The following is a 17,566-nucleotide window of genomic DNA, read 5'->3' as shown; positions in this document are numbered from 1 at the left end:
TCCCCCATGCCTTCGATGCCCCGTCTGTTCGTCCCGGCCGTCGCCGCCTTGCTGCTGACGCTGAACGCCGGCGCCCACGCGCAGACCGCCGTTGCGGCCGACTTTCCGAGCAAGCCCGTCACGCTGGTCACGCCCTTCGCGGCGGGCAGCGGCCCCGACGCGGTGTTGCGCCTGGTGTCCGAGAAGCTCTCGCGGCTCTGGGGCCAGCGCGTGGTGGTCGACAACAAGCCGGGCGGTGGCGGCTTCATCGCGATCGAGCAGGCCAGGCGCGCCGCGCCCGACGGCTACACGCTGCTGCAGTTCGACAGCGAGCACATCGCCGCGCTGCCCCACCTCTACAAGTCGCGCAACTTCGTCACGCTGCAACATTTCGACCCGGTGGCGTCGCTGTTCCGCACGCCCTTCTTCGTGGCCGTGGGCACCGACTCCAAATGGAAGAACATGAGCGACCTGATCGCCGATGCCAAGGCGCATCCGGGCCAGATCAGCTACGGCTCCTGGGGTGTGGGCAGCCCGGGCCATCTGGGCGGCCAGCAGCTCGACGCGCTGGCCGGCACGCGCATGCAGCACGTGCCATACCGCGAGGTTTCGCAGCTGTTCGCCAACGTGGGTGCGGGCGATGTGCCGTGGAGTTTCGCGAGCATTCCGTCGAGCCAGGGCATCTACAAGGCCGGCAAGCTGCGCTACCTGGCCATCGCTGCGCCCAAGCGCATTCCGCAGATGCCCGACGTGCCGACCATGGCCGAGGCGGGCGGTCCGCCCTCGCTGGAGGTCAATTCCTTCGTTTCGCTGCTCGCGCCCAAGGGCGTGCCGGCCGCGGTCAAGGCGAAAATCAACGCCGATGTCGCCAAGGTCATCGCCGACCCCGAGATCCGTGCCCGCTTCGACACCTTTGCCTTCGAGCCCCTGGCCTGGTCGCCGGAGGAAATCCAGCGCAATGCCGAGGCCAAGTCCAAGGTCTATGGTGAACTGGTCCGCATCGGCAACATCAGCCTCGAGTAACGCCTTCCTGCTTCCGAAAGAGAAAAACATGCGCCGTTCCCTTCTTGTCCTCGCATTGGCGGCCGCCTCCGCCGCCGCACTGCCTTTCGCCGCCGCGGCGGAAGGGGCCTGGCCGACCCGGCCGATCCGCCTGGTCGTCGGTTTTCCCGGCGGCTCGACGCCCGACATCGCGGCGCGCACCATCGCCGAACCGCTGTCACGCGCGCTGGGCCAGCCGGTGGTGGTCGACAACAAGGCCGGCGCCTCGGGCAACATCGCGGCCGACCAGGTGGCCAAGGCCACCGACGACCACACGCTGGGCATCGTCATCAACGGCAACCTCACGTCGTCGAAGATGCTGTATCCCAAGCTGTCCTACGACCCGGGCAAGGACTTCACCTACCTGTCGCTGATCGCCACCGCGCCGCTGGTGGTGGTCGCGCCCAACAACCTGCCCGCGGGTGCCGCCTTCTTCGAGGCTGCGCGCAAGGCCGGCGACACCTGGAACTACGGCTCGGTCGGCATCGGTTCGGTGGCGCACCTGGGCATGGAGCTGCTCAAGAGCCGCGTGCCCGGCTTCAACCCGGTGCACGTGCCCTACCAGGGCAACCCGCAGGTCGTGACGGCCATGCTGGGCGGCCAGGTGCAGATGGCGCTGATACCGCCGGGCGTCGCGATGCCGCAGATCCGCGCGGGCAAGCTGCAGGCCATCGGCATCACCAGCGGCCGCAGCACGTTGGTGCCCGAGCTCGCGCCGCTGGCCGATGCCGGCGTGAAGGACTTCAACCTCGAGGTCTGGACCGCGCTTCTGGGCCCGGCCAATTTGTCGAAGGCGGCGCAGGAGCGCATCTCGAAAGAAGTGGCCATCGTCATGAAGTCGCCCGACGTGCGCCAGAAGCTCTTCGAGCAAGGCTGGCAGGCCGTGGGCACTTCGCCCGAAGGCATGCGCGTGCGCGTGGACGAAGAGGCCAAGATCATGAGCCGCATCATCCAGACGCGAGGTATCAAGCTCCAATAGTCATCGGCTCTCCCCCAGGCTCCGCGCACTGCGTGTCGCTTCTCCCACCCCCTTCCGGGGGCAATACCAGCAGCCCGGCAAAGCCGGTTCTGCGGTAGGACTTGGCTCTCCCCCGGGCTTCGCGCACTGCGTGTCGCTTCATCCACCCCCTTCCGGGGGCAACACCAGCAGCCCGGCAAAGCCGGTTCTGCGGTGTTTTGCGAAAGGAATCTCATGACATCCATCCTCAAAGAACCTGCACGGGACTTGCCGGTCTACGGCGAATACGACGTGGTCGTGGTCGGCGGCGGCCCGGCCGGCCTGGCGGCGGCGGTGAGCGCGGCGCGCCACGGTGCGCGCACGCTGCTGGTCGAGCGCTACGGCTTCCTGGGCGGCATGGGCACGGCCGGCGGTGTGACCAACTTCGCCGGTCTCTACGGCAAGCGCCATGGCGAGATGACGCAGTTGGTGCACGGCGTGGCCGACGACCTGCTCGCGCGCATCGACGCGCTGGGCGGCCTCAACAAGCCGCAGGACGGCATGCAGGGCCGCATCCGCGTGCGCTCCTACGACACCTCGGCCTACAAGTGCGCGGCCGACCAGATGGTGGTCGAGGCCGGCGTCGAACTGCTGTTCCACGCCTATGCGGCCGCGGTGCTGATGGACGGCCAGCGCATCGCCGCGCTGGTGGTCGAGACCAAGTCGGGCCGGCAGGCGATCCGCGCCAACGCCTTCATCGACGGCAGCGGCGATGCCGACGTGGCCGCCTTCGCGGGCGTGCCCTTCGAGGTCGGCGACGGCCACGGCAGCGGCCTGTTCCCGAGCACCATGTTCCGTGTCGGCCAGGTCGATGCGCCGCGCGCGCTGGCCGCGGTGGGCGAGTTCAAGGCCATCAACGACCTGATGAACGCGGTGCGCGAGCGCAGCCCCGAGGCCTACCGCTTTCCGCGCGACGGCGCGATCCTGCGGCCCAACATCGACCCGCGCGAATGGCGCGCCAACGTCACGCAGATCCGCAATGCCCAGGGCAAGGCGATGAACGGCGTCGACGCGCGCGAGCTCAGCGACGGCGAGCTCGAGGGCCGGCGCCAGATCGCCGAGTACTTCCGATTCCTGCGCGCCGAGGTGCCGGGCTTCGAGCAGTCGGCCATCGTCGAGATCGCGCCCCAGGTGGGCCTGCGCGAAACGCGCCGCATCGAGGGCGAGTACGCGCTGAGCGGCGAGGACATCCTGTCCTCGGCGAAGTTCGACGACGTGATCGGCCTCAACGGCTGGCCGATGGAGATGCATGCCGACGGCCGCATCGAATGGGCCTTCCCGCGCGACGAGGCCAACACCTTCAACCACCTGCCGTGGCGCATGCTGGTGCCCCGGACGGTCGACAACCTGCTGGTGGCCGGCCGCTGCGCCGCCATGACGCACGAAGGCCAGTCGGCCGCGCGCGCCAGCGGCGGCTGCTTCGTGATGGGCCAGGCCGCGGGAACGGCGGCCGCGACGCTGGGCGCGGGCCGTTTCGCGCAGGTCGACGTGGCGGCGCTGCAGAAGAAGCTGATCGCCGACGGCGCGGATCTGGACCGCTGATCAGTCCGGGGCTTTGGTGGAGGCCTCGGGGTACAGGTTGGGGAACAGGATGTTCAGCGAGGCCAGCGGAAAGGCCATGCGAAGCGGAGATCGGTGGCCTTCCGATTTCAGCAAGCCATCCTGGAGGAAGCGCGAGACGAGCTTGCGTGCGGTCCGCTCCTCGAGGCCGGTCATGCGAATGAAGTCGCCTCTGGACAGCGCCCCCGCCGTGGTCAAGGTCTGCAATGGAAGCACAGCCTCGGACCGGTATTCGGCGATGCCGTCCGAGGCCTTGCGAAAAGCCACATAGGCCCGAATGCGGTCCTTGAGTCGGGGCAGGTCCAGCATGCTGGCCATGAAGTCCACCTGGTCTTCGCAGAGGCCGGTGAAGTAGTCGCACCATGCCCAGAGCATCTCCTGGCTCAGGTTGCCTCGGCCATCCAGGTCGCCGCGCCGTGCGCTGTCGGCCTGGTCCAGCATCTCGTAGTAGCGCTCTCGTTGTCGGGCCAGGCCCCGGTTGACGGACCACAGCCCGCCCGACATCGGCAACAGGGCGCCATGTGTCTGCAGTCGGACCGCTCGTCCATTGCCATCTTCGAAGGGGTGCGTCCAGGCCATGCGGTGATGGGCCGACGCGATGGTGTAGAGCAGGGCGTCGACGCCGCGGAGGCTGCCGTAGACCTCGTCCATGCGCTTCAGGAACGCAGGAACCGATGCCCAGGCTGGCGTGTGATGACGGCCCACCGAGACGTCGTGCGTTCGCAGGGCGCCCGGCACCACGATGCGGCCATCGTCGGTCGTGCGGTCCGCAACCGACAGCCGGCTGTAGAGGGCGGCATGCACCGTGAGAAGGAATGTGCTGCCCAGTGCCTGGGCCTCGGACATCACTTGGCCCTCCAGTTCACGCTCGGCTTCGATGTGGGCCAAGGCAATGCGCTGGCGACGTGCCACGTCGGGTGTGCTGGAAAAATCCTGGTGCAGTGCGCGTTCGATGTTCGCGGGGTGGGTGTTCTGGCCTTCGATGAGGTTGGAGTAATAGGAATTCATGGACCGCACGATTTCCCTGAGTGCATCGCGGGTCTCGGGGCTGGCGGAGGCCTTGAGTTGCGATGACTTCTCGAACACCCGGCGCGTCGTGTCCCGCAACACATCGAGCCTGGCGGCAGGCAGGAGCGGCTCGAACTGATAGGGCTGGTCGTAGAGGGTCAGCCGGGTCGGTGAAACGGACATGATTTCCGGTTCTTTTTCTTTGAAATATCGAAACAATGATTGCTAAGTAGTTGCCAACAATATCTTATTTTCTGCGTTGAAGGTTGTAGTTCCGGTTGACTTTCCGGTTGATCTTCCGGTTCGATACTGCCGGACTCTGATCCGCGCCCAGTGAAGCCAGCGACAGCACGCAATGGCGTCCTTTGCTATCGTGCACGGCTCCCTGTCTCTTTCTCCCCCCGATGACCGATCCCGCCACCGCCACCCGCCTCGTCGACGAACTCGTCGCCCTCATGCAACTCGAGCCGCTGGGCGACGACCGCTTCCGGGCGCAGAGCGAGGACCTCGGCACGCCCGCCGTTTTCGGCGGCCAGGTGCTCGGCCAGGCGCTGATGGCCGCCAGCCGCACCGTCGAGGCCGATCGCCCGGTGCATTCGATGCATGCCTACTTCCTGCTGCCCGGCGAACATGCGCCCATCGAATACACGGTCGACCGCGTGCGCGACGGCCGCAGCTTCACCACCCGGCATGTGGTGGCACGCCAGCAGGAGCGCATCATCTTCGAGATGTCGGCCTCGTTCCAGACCGTCGATGCAGGCGTGGAGCACCAGTTCGGCATGCCGCCGACCGCCGCACCCGAGCAGGTCGCCGACGACCTGCAGCGCCGCATCGCGCTGGGTGACCGGTTGCCCGAGCGAGCGCGCATCAAGGGCCTGATGCCGCACGGCATCGAGTTCCGCACCGTCGAGCCCGACGACCTGATCGCGCCCGTGCCGCGCGAAGGCACGCGCGCGATCTGGATGCGCGCCGTGGCGCCGCTGCCCGACGATCCGCTGATGCACCGCGCGCTGCTGGCCTATGCCTCCGACCACGGCCTGCTCGGTGCGGCGCTGATCCCGCACGGCCTGACCTACCTGCAGGGCAATGTGCGCATGGCCAGCCTGGACCATGCGATGTGGTTCCACCGCGATTTCCGTCTCGACGACTGGCTGCTCTATGTGCTCGATTCGCCCAGCGCCAGCGGCGCGCGCGGCCTCTCGCGCGGCAGCGTGTTCACGCGCGATGGTGTGCTGGTGGCCTCTGCCGCGCAGGAAGGAATGATGCGCGTGCGCAAGCCGGAGCAAGGAAAACCATGAGCCTGCTGTTCTCTCCGCTGAAGCTCGACGGGCTCACGCTGCCCAACCGCATCGTGATCGCGCCGATGTGCCAGTACTCTGCCGACGGTGCCGGCAACATGACCGACTGGCACCTGATCCATCTGGGCCAGCTCGCGCTCTCCGGTGCCGGGCTGCTGATCATCGAGGCGACGGCGGTGGAAGATATCGGCCGCATCACGCCCGCCGACGTGGGCCTCTACGACGACGACAACCAGGCGGCGATCGCACGGGTGCTGAAGGCGGTGCGCCGGCACTCGCGCATGCCCATCGCGATCCAGCTGGCCCATGCGGGCCGTAAGGCCTCGAGCCACGTGCCATGGGAGGGCGGCCAGTGCCTGGCGCCTGGCGAAGGCGCGTGGCAGACGGTGTCGTCCTCCGCGCTGCCGCATGCCCCCGGCGAGCCCGCGCCCGTGGCGCTCGATGACGCCGGCCTGGTGCGCGTGAAGGCCGCCTTCGTGCGGGCCGCGCAGCGCGCACATGCGCTGGGCATCGATGCCATCGAACTGCACGGCGCGCACGGCTACCTGCTGCACCAGTTCCTGTCGCCCATTGCCAACCAGCGCACCGACGGCTATGGCGGCTCGCTCGAGAACCGCATGCGCTTCCCGCTCGAGGTCTTCGAGGCGGTGCGCGCCGCGGTGCCGGCCGGCATGCCGGTGGGCGTGCGCATCTCGGCCACCGACTGGGTCGAGGGCGGCTGGGACATCGACTCGAGCATCGCCTTCGCCAAGGCCCTGGCCGCGCGCGGCAGCAGCTTCGTGCATGCCTCGTCGGGCGGCGTGTCGCCGCAGCAGAAGATTCCGCTGTCGCCCGGCTACCAGGTACCGCTGGCCGAGCGCCTCAAGGCCGCGCTCGAGGTGCCGGTGTTCGCGGTCGGCCTGATCACCGAGGCCAAGCAGGCCGAGGCCGTGATCGCCGCCGGCCAGGCCGACGCGGTGGCCATCGCGCGCGCTGCATTGTTCGACCCGCACTGGCCCTGGCGTGCCGCGGCCGAACTCGGCGCACAGGTCGAGGCACCGCCGCAGTACTGGCGCTCGCAGCCGCGCGACATGAAGGCGCTGTTCGGCGAGGCCCGCATCGGCGCGCGCTGAGTTCTTTTCTTTTTATCGTCTGGAGGTGTCGCCCATGTCCCGCTTCGACAAGTACCGCATCGGTTCCAAGGTCCGTCTGACCGACATCGACCCGGGGAACAAGGGCTTCCTCAAGGGCGACGAGGATGCGCACCATGCGCAGCTCGACGCGCTGGCGACCGAACTCGACGAACTGCAGAACCTCATGCACGCCGAGGGCCGGCGCAAGCTGCTGCTGGTGCTGCAGGGCACCGACACCAGCGGCAAGGACGGCACGGTGCGCTGGGTCTTCTCGCGCACTTCGCCGCTGGGCGTGCGCGTGGCGGCCTTCAAGGCGCCCAGCCTGGAGGAGCAGGCGCACGACTTTCTCTGGCGCTGCCATGCGGTGGTGCCGCGCACCGGCGAGCTCGCGGTATGGAACCGCAGCCATTACGAAGACGTGCTGGTGCCGGTGGTCGAGGGCTGGATCGACAAGGCCGCGACCCAGCGCCGCTATGCGCAGATCAACGACTTCGAGCGCCTGCTGACCGAGACCGGCACGGTGGTGCTCAAGTGCATGCTGCACATCGACAAGGACGCGCAGCGCGAGCGCCTGCAGGCCCGCATCGACGATCCGGCCAAGCACTGGAAGTTCAGCCTGGGCGACCTCGAGGCGCGCAAGAAGTGGGATCTGTACCAGCGCGCCTACGCCAAGGCGCTGGACGCCACCTCGACCGACGCGGCCCCCTGGTACGTGGTGCCGGCCAACAGCAAGACGCATCGCAACCTGATGATCGCGCAGCTGCTGGTCAGGACGCTCAAGGACATGAAGCTCAGCGTGCCGCCGCCGGACCCGGCGCTCGAGGGGCTGGTGGTGCGCTGACCGGCGCGCGCATGGCCGCGATCGCCTGCGCCAGGTCGGCGAGCAGGTCACGCGGCTTATTGCGGCGCAGGTTGCGCAGGCTGCTGTCCGGTCAGCGGCGCCGTCGTCCCGTCGCGGCTGCGCTCGTCCAGTAGCCGCTGGTAGTTGTCGCGCAGCAGGATGCCCGCGTAGTACACATGCTCGCGCATGAGCTGCTCGGCGCGCGCCGCGTCGCCTGAAATCACGGCCTGCACGATGCGGTGGTGGTCGTCGTGCGACCGCAGGATCACGCCGTGGTCGTGCCACAGCATGATGCGGTCCGACGCGAACGGCACCGCCTGCGCCTGCGCGCCGAAGCGCACGATCCACTGGTTGCCCGCGCCGTGCATCAGCGCGTTGTGCAGCTTCACGTTCATCTGCTGGTAGGGCGCCAGGTCTTCCACCAGCAGCTGGCCCTTGGCCAGTATCTCGTCGCCCTCGCGCAGGCACTCGCGCAGCAGCGCGGCGGTGGGCTCGTCCACGCCCAACGCCGCAAAGCGCCGGCAGGCCAGCCCTTCGAGCACCGAGCGCACTTCATAAGCCGCCAGGATGTCCTCGAGCGCGAACGAGCGCACCAGGTAGCCCTTCTTGGGCTGGTGGTCGATCAGCCCTTCCATCGCCAGCGCGGCCAGCGCGGCGCGCACCGGCGTGCGCGACACCTTGAGGCCTTCAGCGATCGGCACTTCCTCCACCCGCATGCCGGGCGCAAGCCGCCCGTGAAGGATCCAGGTGCGCAGCGTCTCTGTGACTTGTTGGGAGAGTGTGTCCATGTCAGGTATACATGATGCCAGTGAATATAAGAAACAAGGCGTGATATCAGGGTAAACGAGGGATATAAAAGGTGTTCATGTATACACAATGCGGCCCTCGACCAACTTTCACGCCGCACCGACGCGGCACGGAGACCTCGCAGCCCATGGCGGAACATCATGCACAAGCTCCCGGCCGGCTGGCCCTCGTGACCGGCGGCGGCCGTGGCATCGGCGAGGCCGTGTGCCGCCGCCTCGCGGCCAGCGGCCTTCGCGTCGTCGTGGCCGACATCGACGGCGACAACGCCCGCGACGTGGCGCAATCGCTGGGCGACGGCCACCACTTCCGCCAGTTCGACGTGAGCGACGAAGCCGCGGTCGAGTCCGCGTTCGACGGCATCGAAAGCCAGCTCGGCCCCGTCGCCGTGCTGGTCTGCGTGGCTGGCATCCTGCTGATGCCCGGCGGCGAACGCTCGCTCGTCAAGGACACCACGCTCTACGACTGGGAACGCACCTTCGCCGTCAACGCGCGCAGCGTGTTCCTCTGTGGCCGCGCCTACCTGCGCCGCCGCGAGGCCGCGCCCGTGGTGCACGGCCGCATCGTCACCTTCGGCTCGGTGGCGGCGCAGCTCGGCGGCTACCGCTCCAGCGCGACCTACATCGGCGCCAAGTCGGCGGTGCTCGGCCTGACGAAGGCGATGGCGCGCGAATCGGCGCACATGGGCGTCACCGTCAACTCGGTGGCCCCCGGCCTGATCGACACCGACATGCTGCGCGGCACCGTGCAGAGCAGCGGCGCGCTGACGGCCGCGGCCGCCAACATCCCGCTCGGGCGCATCGGCACGGTGGCCGACGTGGCCGGCGCGGTCGACTACCTGGTCTCGGAGCAGGCGGCGTACATCACCGGCAACGTGATCGACGTCAACGGCGGCTACCGCATGCAGTAGGCGCGGCGCGCCTTTCCCTTTCTCACTTACACCAACGGAGACAGCCCATGAAAAAGAACCTTCTGATTTCAGCCCTGGCACCCATGGCACTGGGCGCCGCACAGTGCGCCCTGGCGAGCAGCGCCTTCGCGCAGGCCGAGCCCGGTCTGACCGACAAGACCATCAAGATCGGCATGTTCTCGCCGATGTCGGGCGCGTCCATGAACTACGGCTTCGACGTCATCAACGCCGCGAAGATGTACTACGACAAGGTCAACAAGGAAGGCGGCGTGAACGGCCGCAAGATCGAACTCGTGGTCGAAGACGACCGCTGCAACGCCAACGACCTGCTGGCCGCGGTGAAGAAGCTCACCGAGCAGGACCAGGTGTTTCTGCTGAACGGCGGCTCCTGTTCGGCGGCCGTGGTCGGCGCGCGCGAATACGTCGAGCGCGCGAAGATCCCGCTGGTCATGCTCAACGCCTCGGGCGACGGCGCGCTGTATCCGCCGTCGAAGTACATCTACGGCGCCTTCTCCATCTCGCAGCACGCCGTCGGCGGTTCGATGGTGCAGTTCGCGAGCGAACAGCTCAAGGCGAAGAAGATCGGCTACATCAACCACGACGACGCCTACGGCGGCTGGAACCTCGAGTCGGCCCAGGCGCAGGCCAAGGCGCTCGGCGGTGTCGACCTGCAGGTGCAGTCGGTCAACCCGAACATCACCGACGTCACGGCGCCGATGCTGAAGATCAAGGCGGCCAACCCCGACGTGCTGCTGCTCACCACCTACGCACGGCCGGTGAGCCTGATCGTCAAGCGCGCCTTCGAGCTGGGCTTCAACAAGCCGATCGTGCTGGCCGTCAACTCGACCGCCGACCTGAAGCAGCTGGTGGAGAACGTCGGCAACAAGGATGCCTTCAAGAACGTCTACATCCAGGAAGTGCTGGCCGACGTGCCCGGCGGTCCCAAGCTGAAGTGGGTGTACGACCTGTACAAGGCTTCCTACCCCGACCTGGCGGCCAAGCCCGGCCATCCGCAGGCCTACATGCCCTACGGCATTCCGCCCGCGATGGCGGTGGTCAACGCCCTGAAGGCGGCCGGCCCGAACCCCACGCGCGAGAAGGTGCTGACGGCGCTGTCGACCATGAAGTTCGACTCCGGCGTGATGGCCGGCCCGATCGAATTCGGCCCGCAGGATCGCGCCGCGCAGGAGTCGGCCATCTACATCAAGTTCGACGGCAGCAGCATGGCCCTGGTGCCAGGCAGCTACAAGAGCGTGTGGACCTACAAGCCCTGAGCACGCAGCAGGCATCCATCTCATGAGCCTCTCCGACATCTGGCTTTTCGTGCAGCAGGGCGTGCTGTCCGGCATCGTCACCGGCAGCGTCTACGCGCTGCTGGCGGTGGCGATCGTCATGGTCTTCAAGACCACCGACGTGCCGAACTTCTCGCAAGGCGAGATCTTCATGGCCGGCGGCTACGCCGCGCTGTTCCCGCTGGTGGTGTGGGGCTGGCCCTACTGGGGCGCGGTGCTCGCGAGCATCGCCGTCACCGCCTTGCTCGCCGCCGCGTTCCAGCGCGTGGTGATGCAGCGCGTGACCGCTTCGCGCGGCGTCGGCGTGCAGCTGGTGATCGCCACGCTCGGCTTTGCGTACCTGCTCAAGGGCCTGGTGCGCAAGACCGGCCTGGGCGACACGCCGCGCTCGCTGCCTTCGCTGGTGCCGCAAGACCCGATCATGATCGGGCAGGCCTCGCTCACCTTGCTCGACCTGGCCATCTTCGGCTCGGCCGTGGTGGTGATGGTGCTGCTGTACCTGATGTTCACCCGCACCCGCACCGGCCAGGCCATGCGCGCGGTGGGCATGAACCCGCGCGGCGCGCAGATCGTGGGCGTCAAGCTCGGCTCGATCCGCATGAAGATCTGGGCGCTCACGGGCGTCATCTCGGCCATCTCGGCGCTGCTGATCACGCCCAAGATCCTCATCACGCCCGACATCGGCCACATCGCCATCCTGGCCTACGCGGCCGCCATCGTCGGCGGCTTCACCAGCCTGCCGGGCGCGGTGGTCGGCGGCTTCATCATCGGCATCGTCGAGAACCTGGTGGGGCTTTTCATTTCGTCCAACGCCATCGTGGTCGCGCCCTTCGTGGCGATCATGGTGGTGCTGCTGGTGCGTCCGCAAGGGCTGCTCGGCGGCAAGCCTCAGGTGAAGAAGGTATGAGCGCTTCGACAGTTTCGTCCCCGTGGTGGGACCGCGGCGTGCTGCTCGGCATGGCCGTGGTGCTCGCGGTGCTGCCCTTCACCACCAGCGGCTACGTGCTGTACGTGGTCAACCTGCTGATGGTGTTCTCGGTGCTGGCGCTCGGCATGCACCTGGTCATCGGCGAGACGGGCCAGTTCGCGCTGTCGCACGCGGCCTTCTTCGGCATCGGCATCTACACGGCCGGGCTCATCAACAACCAGTGGCAGCCGCCGTTCTTCGTGTCGATCCTGGCGGGCGCCGTGTTGTCGGCCGCGTTGGGCTGGGTCATCGGCCTGCTGGCGCTGCGCATGCGCGACATCTACCTGGCGCTGGCCACCTTCGCCTTCGGCGAGGCGATGCAATGGGTGTTCCTGAACTGGGAGCAGGTGACCAACGGCTCCAACGGCTTGCAGATGAAACCGGCCTCGCTCGGCGGCTACCAGCTCATGAACGACCTGCAGGCCTATCCCTTCGTGGTCGCCATCGCGGCGCTGATGCTGTGGCTCACCGTGGCGCTGTCGCGCTCGCGGCTGGGCTCGTCGTTCCGTGCGGTGCGCGAGAGCGACGTGGCCGCCATCGCCATGGGCGTGAACACCCGCGCGGTCAAGGTCACGGCCTTCGTGCTGTCGGCCGCCTTCGCGGGCGTGGCCGGCGGCATGTACACGCTGTTCACCTCGTTCATCCACCCCGAGAGCCTGGGTTTCCAGACCACCATCCTGGTCCTCACGATGGTGGTGGTCGGCGGGCTCGGCTCGGTGCGCGGCGCGGTGGCCGGCGCCATCGTGTTCGGCCTGGCGTCGGAGCTGCTGCGGCAGGCCCCGTCGTACCAGGAGATCATCTACGGCGGCATCCTCATGCTCTTCATGATGTTCCTGCCCAAGGGCATGGCGTCGCTGTTCGTGGCGCGCCGCAAGTCGCAGCGCGCGACCAGCGTGGCCAGCGCAAACGTGGCGGAGAAGCACGCATGAGCGCCACGGCATTCCTCGACGTGCGCGACATCAGCGTGGTGTTCGGCGGCCTCAAGGCGGTGAACGGCCTCTCGTTCCAGGTCGAGCAGGGCCGCATCCACGCGCTCATCGGGCCGAACGGCGCGGGCAAGTCGACCACCTTCAACTGCATCTCGCGCTTCTACACGCCCAGCAGCGGCAGCGTGACCTTCGAAGGCCGCGAACTCACCAGCGTGTCGCCTCACCGCATGGCCTCGCTCGGCATTGCGCGCACCTTCCAGAACCTGGAGCTGTTCGCCGAACTGTCGGTGCTCGAGAACGTGCTGCTCGGCACGCACTCGCGCGGCGCCGGCACGCTGGGTCGGCTGCTGCGCCGCCCCGACCGCGAAACCGAAGACTTCGCCATGCACCTGCTGGAGCGCGTCGGCCTGGCCGACGAACGCCACCAGCCGGCGCGCGACCTCGACTTCGGCCGCCAGAAGCTGCTGGAGTTGGCGCGCGCGCTGGCCATCAAGCCCAAGCTGCTGTTGCTCGACGAGCCGGCGGCGGGCCTGCGCAACCGCGAGATCGAAAGCCTCGACCGGCTGCTGAAGGAACTGGTGGCGCGCGACGGCATCACCGTGCTGCTGGTCGAGCACGTGATGCAGTTGGTGATGTCGATTTCGGACCGCATCACCGTCATGGCCTTCGGCGAAAAGATCGCGGAAGGCACGCCTGCGGAAATCGGCAGCAATGCGCGCGTGATCGAAGCCTACCTGGGCAAGGGAAGTGGAAAGAGTGGAAAGGGAGCCGCGCATGGCTGAAGCATTGTTGTCCCTGCGTGCCATCTCGGCCGCCTATGGCCGCATCCAGGCGCTGTGCGACGTGTCGGTCGATGTGCCCGAGGGCGAGATCGTCGCGCTGCTCGGCAGTAACGGCGCGGGCAAGACCACCACGCTGAACTGCATCTCGAACCTGGTGGACTGCACCGAGGGCGAGGTGCGGCTGGACGGCGAGCGCATCGACCGTCTCGGCTCCGACGCACTCGTGAAGCGCGGCATCGTGCAGGTGCCCGAAGGCCGCCAGGTGTTCCGCGACATGAGCGTGCGCGAGAACCTCGACCTCGGCGCCTACCTGCGGCGCGACCGCGCGGGCATCCGCAACGACCTCGAGTCGGTCTACACCATGTTCCCGCGCCTGAAGGAGCGCCAGCACCAGATGGCAGCCACCCTGTCGGGCGGCGAGCAGCAGATGCTGGCCATCGGCCGCGCGGTGATGGCGCGCCCGTGCGTGATGCTGTTCGACGAGCCGTCGATGGGCCTGTCGCCGCTGCTGGTGGCGCAGATGTTCGAGATCATCGAACGGTTGCACCGCGAACAGAAGATCACCATCCTGCTGGTCGAGCAGAACGTGCAGCTGGCGCTGGCGGTGTCGAGCTACGGCTACATCCTGGAGAACGGTGAGATCTCCCTGCACGGCCCCGCCGCACAACTTGCGAACGACGAGGCCGTGCGCCGCGCCTACCTCGGTGTCTGACGCCGCAACGCTCTTTCCCGAAGGGAATTTCTTCATGCTCCTCAAAGACAAACTCTCGCTCGTCACCGGCGCCGCGCGCGGGCTGGGCGAGGCCATCGCGCGCCGCATGGCGGCCGAAGGCGCGCACGTGCTGGTGGTGGACCGCGACCTCGAGGTGGCGCAGCAGGTGGCCGCGTCGATCCGCGAAGCCGGTGGCCGCGCCGATGCCGAAAGCGTCGACGTGAGCGACGCGGCGGCGGTCGATGCACTCGCGGTGCGCGTCGCGGCGTCGCACGGCGACATCGACGTGCTGGTCAACAACGCGGGCATCTCGGTGCGCTCGAAGTTCGACGAGCCGGGCGCGCGCGAAGCCTGGGACCGCGTGATGTCGGTCAACCTGCAGGGCGTGTTCAACGTCACGCAGTCCTTCGTGCCGGCGCTCAAGCGCTCGCAGGGCAACATCGTCAACCTGTCGTCCATCGTGGCCTTCGGTGCGGGCATCTCCTCGGCCGGCTACGTGGTGGCCAAGGGGGGCGTGCGTTCGCTCACGCAGGTGCTGGCGCGCGATCTCGCACCCTATGGCGTGCGCGTGAACGCGGTGGCGCCGGGACTGATGGTCACCGACATGACGGCCGGTCAGCGCGAGACCGAACACGGCACCGATTGGTACATGAGCCGCGTGCCCATCAAGCGCCACGGCGAGGCCGACGAAATTGCCGGGCCGGTCGTCTTTCTTGCCTCCTCGATGGCCAGCTACGTCAATGGCGTGGTGCTGCCGGTCGATGGCGGCTACCTCGCGGTCTGAGCACCGCAGCAGCACTCCGGAACAACCATGAACAACAGCAGCAGTGCAGAGAAGCCGCTCGTCCTCGTGACGGGCGGCGCCAGCGGCATGGGCCGCGCCATCGTCGAGCGCATGGCACGCGACGGCTGGCGCGTGGTGATGGCCGACTTCAACGGCGAACTGGCCGAGGGCGAAACGCGGGTGCTGCGCGCCGCCGGCCTCGACGTGGAATGCCGCGCCATCGACCTCACCGACGAGCCCGCCGTGCGCGCGATGGTGCAGCAGCTGCCGCCGCTCGCAGCGCTGGTCAACAACGCGGGCATCTTCGACGAGCGCGCCTTTCTCGACGTGACCTCGGCCGACTTTCGCCGCATGTACGAAGTGAACCTGCTGGCCGTGGCCACGCTCACGCAGGAGGCCGCGCGCAAGATGGCGAGCGGCGCGCGCATCGTCAACATCGCATCGCGTGCCTACCTGGGCGCGAAGAACCACGCGCACTACGTGGCCTCGAAGGCCGCGCTGGTCGGCTACACGCGCGCCAGCGCCATGGAGCTGGCATCGCGCGGCATCATGGTCAACGCCATCGCGCCGGGGCTGATCGAGACGCCGCTGCTGCGCGGGCTGTCGCCCGAACGCCTGGCCGCGCAGCTTGCGCTGCAGCCCACGGGTGCCGCGGGCAAGCCGGAAGACATCGCCAACGCGGTGGCCTTCTTCGCATCGCCCGCCACCGGCTTCGTGACCGGCCAGGTGCTGTTCGTCGACGGCGGCAAGTCGCTCGGAGGCTCGGGGTCCTGATGACGCAGCAACAACAACAGCAGAAGGAAAAGACCGAGTACGACGTCGTCGTCGTCGGCAGCGGCGCGGGCGGCCTGTCGGCCGCGCTCACCGCGAAGCTCGAAGGCCTCGACGTGCTCGTGGTCGAGAAGACCGATCGCATCGGCGGCTCGACCGCCATCTCGGGCGGCGCCGTGTGGGTGCCGCTGAACGACCAGGCCGAGGCGGCCGGCCACCCCGACACGCCCGACAAGGCCTGGACCTACCTGCAGAACACCGTGGGCGCGGCCGGCGATGAAGAACTGCGCCACGCATTCCTCGATGCCGGTCCGCTCGCATTGCGCTACCTGCGCGAACGCACCGACGTGCAGCTGGCCGCGCGCACCTATTCGCCCGACTACTACCCCGATCGCGAAGGCGCCGCCATGGGCGGGCGCTCGCTCGACCCCATCGAGTTCGACGGCCGCCTGCTCGGTCCGCACTTCAAGACGCTGCGCGATCCGCTGCCCGAGTTCTGCGTGCTCGGCGGCATGATGGTCAACATGACCGACGTGAAGCACCTGCTCGCGGTCTGGCGTTCGTTCGCGTCGTGGAAGCATGGCGTGAAGATGGTGCTGCGCTACGTCGGCGACCGCCTGAGCGGCCACCACCGCGGCACGCGGCTGCTGCTGGGCAACGCGCTCGCCGCGCGGCTCTTTCACAGCGTGCTGAAGAAAGGCATTCCGTTCTGGCTCGACACGCCGGCGCTGGCGCTGGTGCAGGACGCGGCGGGCACCGTCACCGGCGTGCGAGTGCGCCGGGACGGCAAGGACACGACGGTGCATGCGCGGCGCGGCGTGGTCATCGCCACCGGCGGCTTTCCGTGGAACGCCGCCATGCGCGGTGCGCACTACCCGGCACCCACCGGCCCGTATTCGATGTCGCCGCAAGACAACGCCGGCGAAGGCATCGCGATGGCGCAGCAGGCCGGTGGCGTGCTCGGCACCGGCCACACCGGGCCGGCGCTGTGGGCGCCGGTCTCGCTGCTCACGCGGCCCGACGGCAGCGTGCTGCGCTATCCGCACCTGGTGTGGGACCGCGCCAAGCCCGGGCTGATCGCGGTCGATGCGCGGGGCGAACGTTTCGTGAACGAGTCGACCTCGTACCACGAGTTCGTGCGCGGCATGTACCGCGCCAACGCCAACGCCAACGCCAACGCCAACGCCAACGCCAGCGGCATTCCGGCCGTGCTGGTGTGCGACAGCGTGTTCATGGAGAAGTGGGGCCTGGGCCTCGCATTGCCCGGCGGCCGCTCGCGCGAACACCTGGTGCGCGCCGGCTATCTGTTTCGCGCCGACACGCTGGAAGCGCTCGCACAGCAGGCGGGCGTGGACGCGGCCGGCCTGGTGCGCACCGTCGAAAGGTTCAACCCGCTCGCCGCGCAAGGCCAGGACCCGGTGTTCGGCAAGGGCAGCGATGCCTACAACCGCTACCTCGGCGATCCCGATCACAAGCCCAACGCCTGCCTGGCGCCGTTGGAGCAGGCGCCGTTCTATGCGGTGAAGGTGTACCCGGGCGACATCGGCACCGCGCTGGGCATCCGCGCCGACGCGAAGGCCCGCGCGCTCGACGCACAGGGCGCGCCCATCGCGGGCCTGTACGTGGCCGGCAACGACATGCATTCGGTCATGGGCGGCGAGTACCCCGCGCCGGGCATCACGCTGGGCCCTGCGCTAACCTTCGGTTGGGTCGCCGGCATGCACCTGGCCCATGGCGCCGCAGAACACGAACACGCCTGACGACAAAACGACAGACATC

The 17,566-nt window shown here is 68.2% G+C and carries 17 protein-coding genes; 15 read left to right on the top strand and 2 right to left on the bottom strand.

Annotation, left to right across the window (positions count from 1 at the left end; all coding sequences use genetic code 11):
• Positions 1-6: 6 nt before the first annotated feature.
• From ACSFBC_RS22790 to ACSFBC_RS22780, 3 genes are all read left to right on the top strand, one after another.
• Positions 7-1,002 carry a Bug family tripartite tricarboxylate transporter substrate binding protein gene (locus ACSFBC_RS22790; RefSeq protein ID WP_435512618.1) on the top strand — a complete coding sequence of 332 codons (996 nt, stop codon included), beginning with the start codon at positions 7-9 and terminating at the stop codon, positions 1,000-1,002.
• Positions 1,003-1,030: 28 nt separating this feature from the next.
• Positions 1,031-1,999 (top strand): Bug family tripartite tricarboxylate transporter substrate binding protein, encoded by a 969-nt coding sequence (locus ACSFBC_RS22785; protein ID WP_435512617.1) that lies wholly within the window; start codon positions 1,031-1,033, stop codon positions 1,997-1,999.
• Positions 2,000-2,212: 213 nt separating this feature from the next.
• Positions 2,213-3,559, top strand: a complete 1,347-nt coding sequence (locus tag ACSFBC_RS22780; protein WP_435512616.1) for an FAD-dependent oxidoreductase — start codon at positions 2,213-2,215, stop codon at positions 3,557-3,559.
• On the opposite strand, the gene ACSFBC_RS22775 is transcribed toward ACSFBC_RS22780, so the two are convergent.
• Positions 3,560-4,768, bottom strand: a complete 1,209-nt coding sequence (locus ACSFBC_RS22775; RefSeq protein WP_435512615.1) for a Fic family protein — start codon at positions 4,766-4,768, stop codon at positions 3,560-3,562.
• A gap of 221 nt (positions 4,769-4,989) precedes the next feature.
• On the opposite strand from ACSFBC_RS22775, the gene ACSFBC_RS22770 reads away from it, so the two are divergent.
• The 3 genes from ACSFBC_RS22770 to ACSFBC_RS22760 are packed head-to-tail and all read left to right on the top strand — an operon-like array spanning position 4,990 to position 7,836.
• Positions 4,990-5,883 carry an acyl-CoA thioesterase gene (locus ACSFBC_RS22770; RefSeq protein WP_435512614.1) on the top strand — a complete coding sequence of 298 codons (894 nt, stop codon included), beginning with the start codon at positions 4,990-4,992 and terminating at the stop codon, positions 5,881-5,883.
• Positions 5,880-6,995, top strand: coding sequence for an NADH:flavin oxidoreductase/NADH oxidase (locus ACSFBC_RS22765; protein ID WP_435512613.1), 1,116 nt, complete (start codon positions 5,880-5,882; stop codon positions 6,993-6,995). Before ACSFBC_RS22770 ends, ACSFBC_RS22765 begins: the two co-directional genes overlap by 4 nt.
• A gap of 34 nt (positions 6,996-7,029) precedes the next feature.
• Positions 7,030-7,836: a PPK2 family polyphosphate kinase gene (locus ACSFBC_RS22760; RefSeq protein WP_435512612.1), complete on the top strand. Its 807-nt coding sequence runs from the start codon at positions 7,030-7,032 to the stop codon at positions 7,834-7,836.
• A 56-nt stretch (positions 7,837-7,892) separates the two neighbouring features.
• On the opposite strand, the gene ACSFBC_RS22755 is transcribed toward ACSFBC_RS22760, so the two are convergent.
• Entirely contained in the window at positions 7,893-8,624 is a 732-nt protein-coding gene (locus ACSFBC_RS22755) for a GntR family transcriptional regulator (protein ID WP_435512611.1), read from the bottom strand.
• 146 nt (positions 8,625-8,770) lie between these two features.
• On the opposite strand from ACSFBC_RS22755, the gene ACSFBC_RS22750 reads away from it, so the two are divergent.
• Genes ACSFBC_RS22750 through ACSFBC_RS22710 form a run of 9 tightly spaced genes read left to right on the top strand, consistent with a single transcriptional unit; the run spans position 8,771 to position 17,547 of the window.
• Positions 8,771-9,550: an SDR family NAD(P)-dependent oxidoreductase gene (locus tag ACSFBC_RS22750; RefSeq protein WP_435512610.1), complete on the top strand. Its 780-nt coding sequence runs from the start codon at positions 8,771-8,773 to the stop codon at positions 9,548-9,550.
• Between the two features lie 47 nt (positions 9,551-9,597).
• Entirely contained in the window at positions 9,598-10,824 is a 1,227-nt protein-coding gene (locus ACSFBC_RS22745) for an ABC transporter substrate-binding protein (protein ID WP_435512609.1), read from the top strand.
• A gap of 22 nt (positions 10,825-10,846) precedes the next feature.
• On the top strand, positions 10,847-11,749 hold the full coding sequence (locus ACSFBC_RS22740) for a branched-chain amino acid ABC transporter permease (protein WP_435512608.1): 903 nt from the start codon (positions 10,847-10,849) through the stop codon (positions 11,747-11,749).
• The gene (locus ACSFBC_RS22735) at positions 11,746-12,738 is read left to right on the top strand and encodes a branched-chain amino acid ABC transporter permease (protein ID WP_435512607.1); all 993 of its coding nucleotides are present in this window, start codon (positions 11,746-11,748) and stop codon (positions 12,736-12,738) included. Before ACSFBC_RS22740 ends, ACSFBC_RS22735 begins: the two co-directional genes overlap by 4 nt.
• Positions 12,735-13,520 carry an ABC transporter ATP-binding protein gene (locus tag ACSFBC_RS22730; protein ID WP_435512606.1) on the top strand — a complete coding sequence of 262 codons (786 nt, stop codon included), beginning with the start codon at positions 12,735-12,737 and terminating at the stop codon, positions 13,518-13,520. The genes ACSFBC_RS22735 and ACSFBC_RS22730 overlap by 4 nt, the downstream gene beginning before the upstream one ends.
• Positions 13,513-14,232, top strand: a complete 720-nt coding sequence (locus ACSFBC_RS22725) for an ABC transporter ATP-binding protein (RefSeq protein WP_435512605.1) — start codon at positions 13,513-13,515, stop codon at positions 14,230-14,232. Before ACSFBC_RS22730 ends, ACSFBC_RS22725 begins: the two co-directional genes overlap by 8 nt.
• A 34-nt stretch (positions 14,233-14,266) precedes the next feature.
• Positions 14,267-15,016 (top strand): SDR family NAD(P)-dependent oxidoreductase, encoded by a 750-nt coding sequence (locus tag ACSFBC_RS22720; RefSeq protein WP_435512604.1) that lies wholly within the window; start codon positions 14,267-14,269, stop codon positions 15,014-15,016.
• Between the two features lie 27 nt (positions 15,017-15,043).
• The gene (locus tag ACSFBC_RS22715; RefSeq protein WP_435512603.1) at positions 15,044-15,790 is read left to right on the top strand and encodes an SDR family NAD(P)-dependent oxidoreductase; all 747 of its coding nucleotides are present in this window, start codon (positions 15,044-15,046) and stop codon (positions 15,788-15,790) included.
• The gene (locus tag ACSFBC_RS22710) at positions 15,790-17,547 is read left to right on the top strand and encodes an FAD-dependent oxidoreductase (protein ID WP_435512602.1); all 1,758 of its coding nucleotides are present in this window, start codon (positions 15,790-15,792) and stop codon (positions 17,545-17,547) included. Before ACSFBC_RS22715 ends, ACSFBC_RS22710 begins: the two co-directional genes overlap by 1 nt.
• The last annotated feature ends 19 nt before the right edge of the window (positions 17,548-17,566 follow it).

Source organism: Variovorax frigidus (genome assembly GCF_051216515.1).
Taxonomy (GTDB): domain Bacteria; phylum Pseudomonadota; class Gammaproteobacteria; order Burkholderiales; family Burkholderiaceae_C; genus Variovorax.
This window is presented reverse-complemented; position numbering and strand designations above follow the sequence as displayed.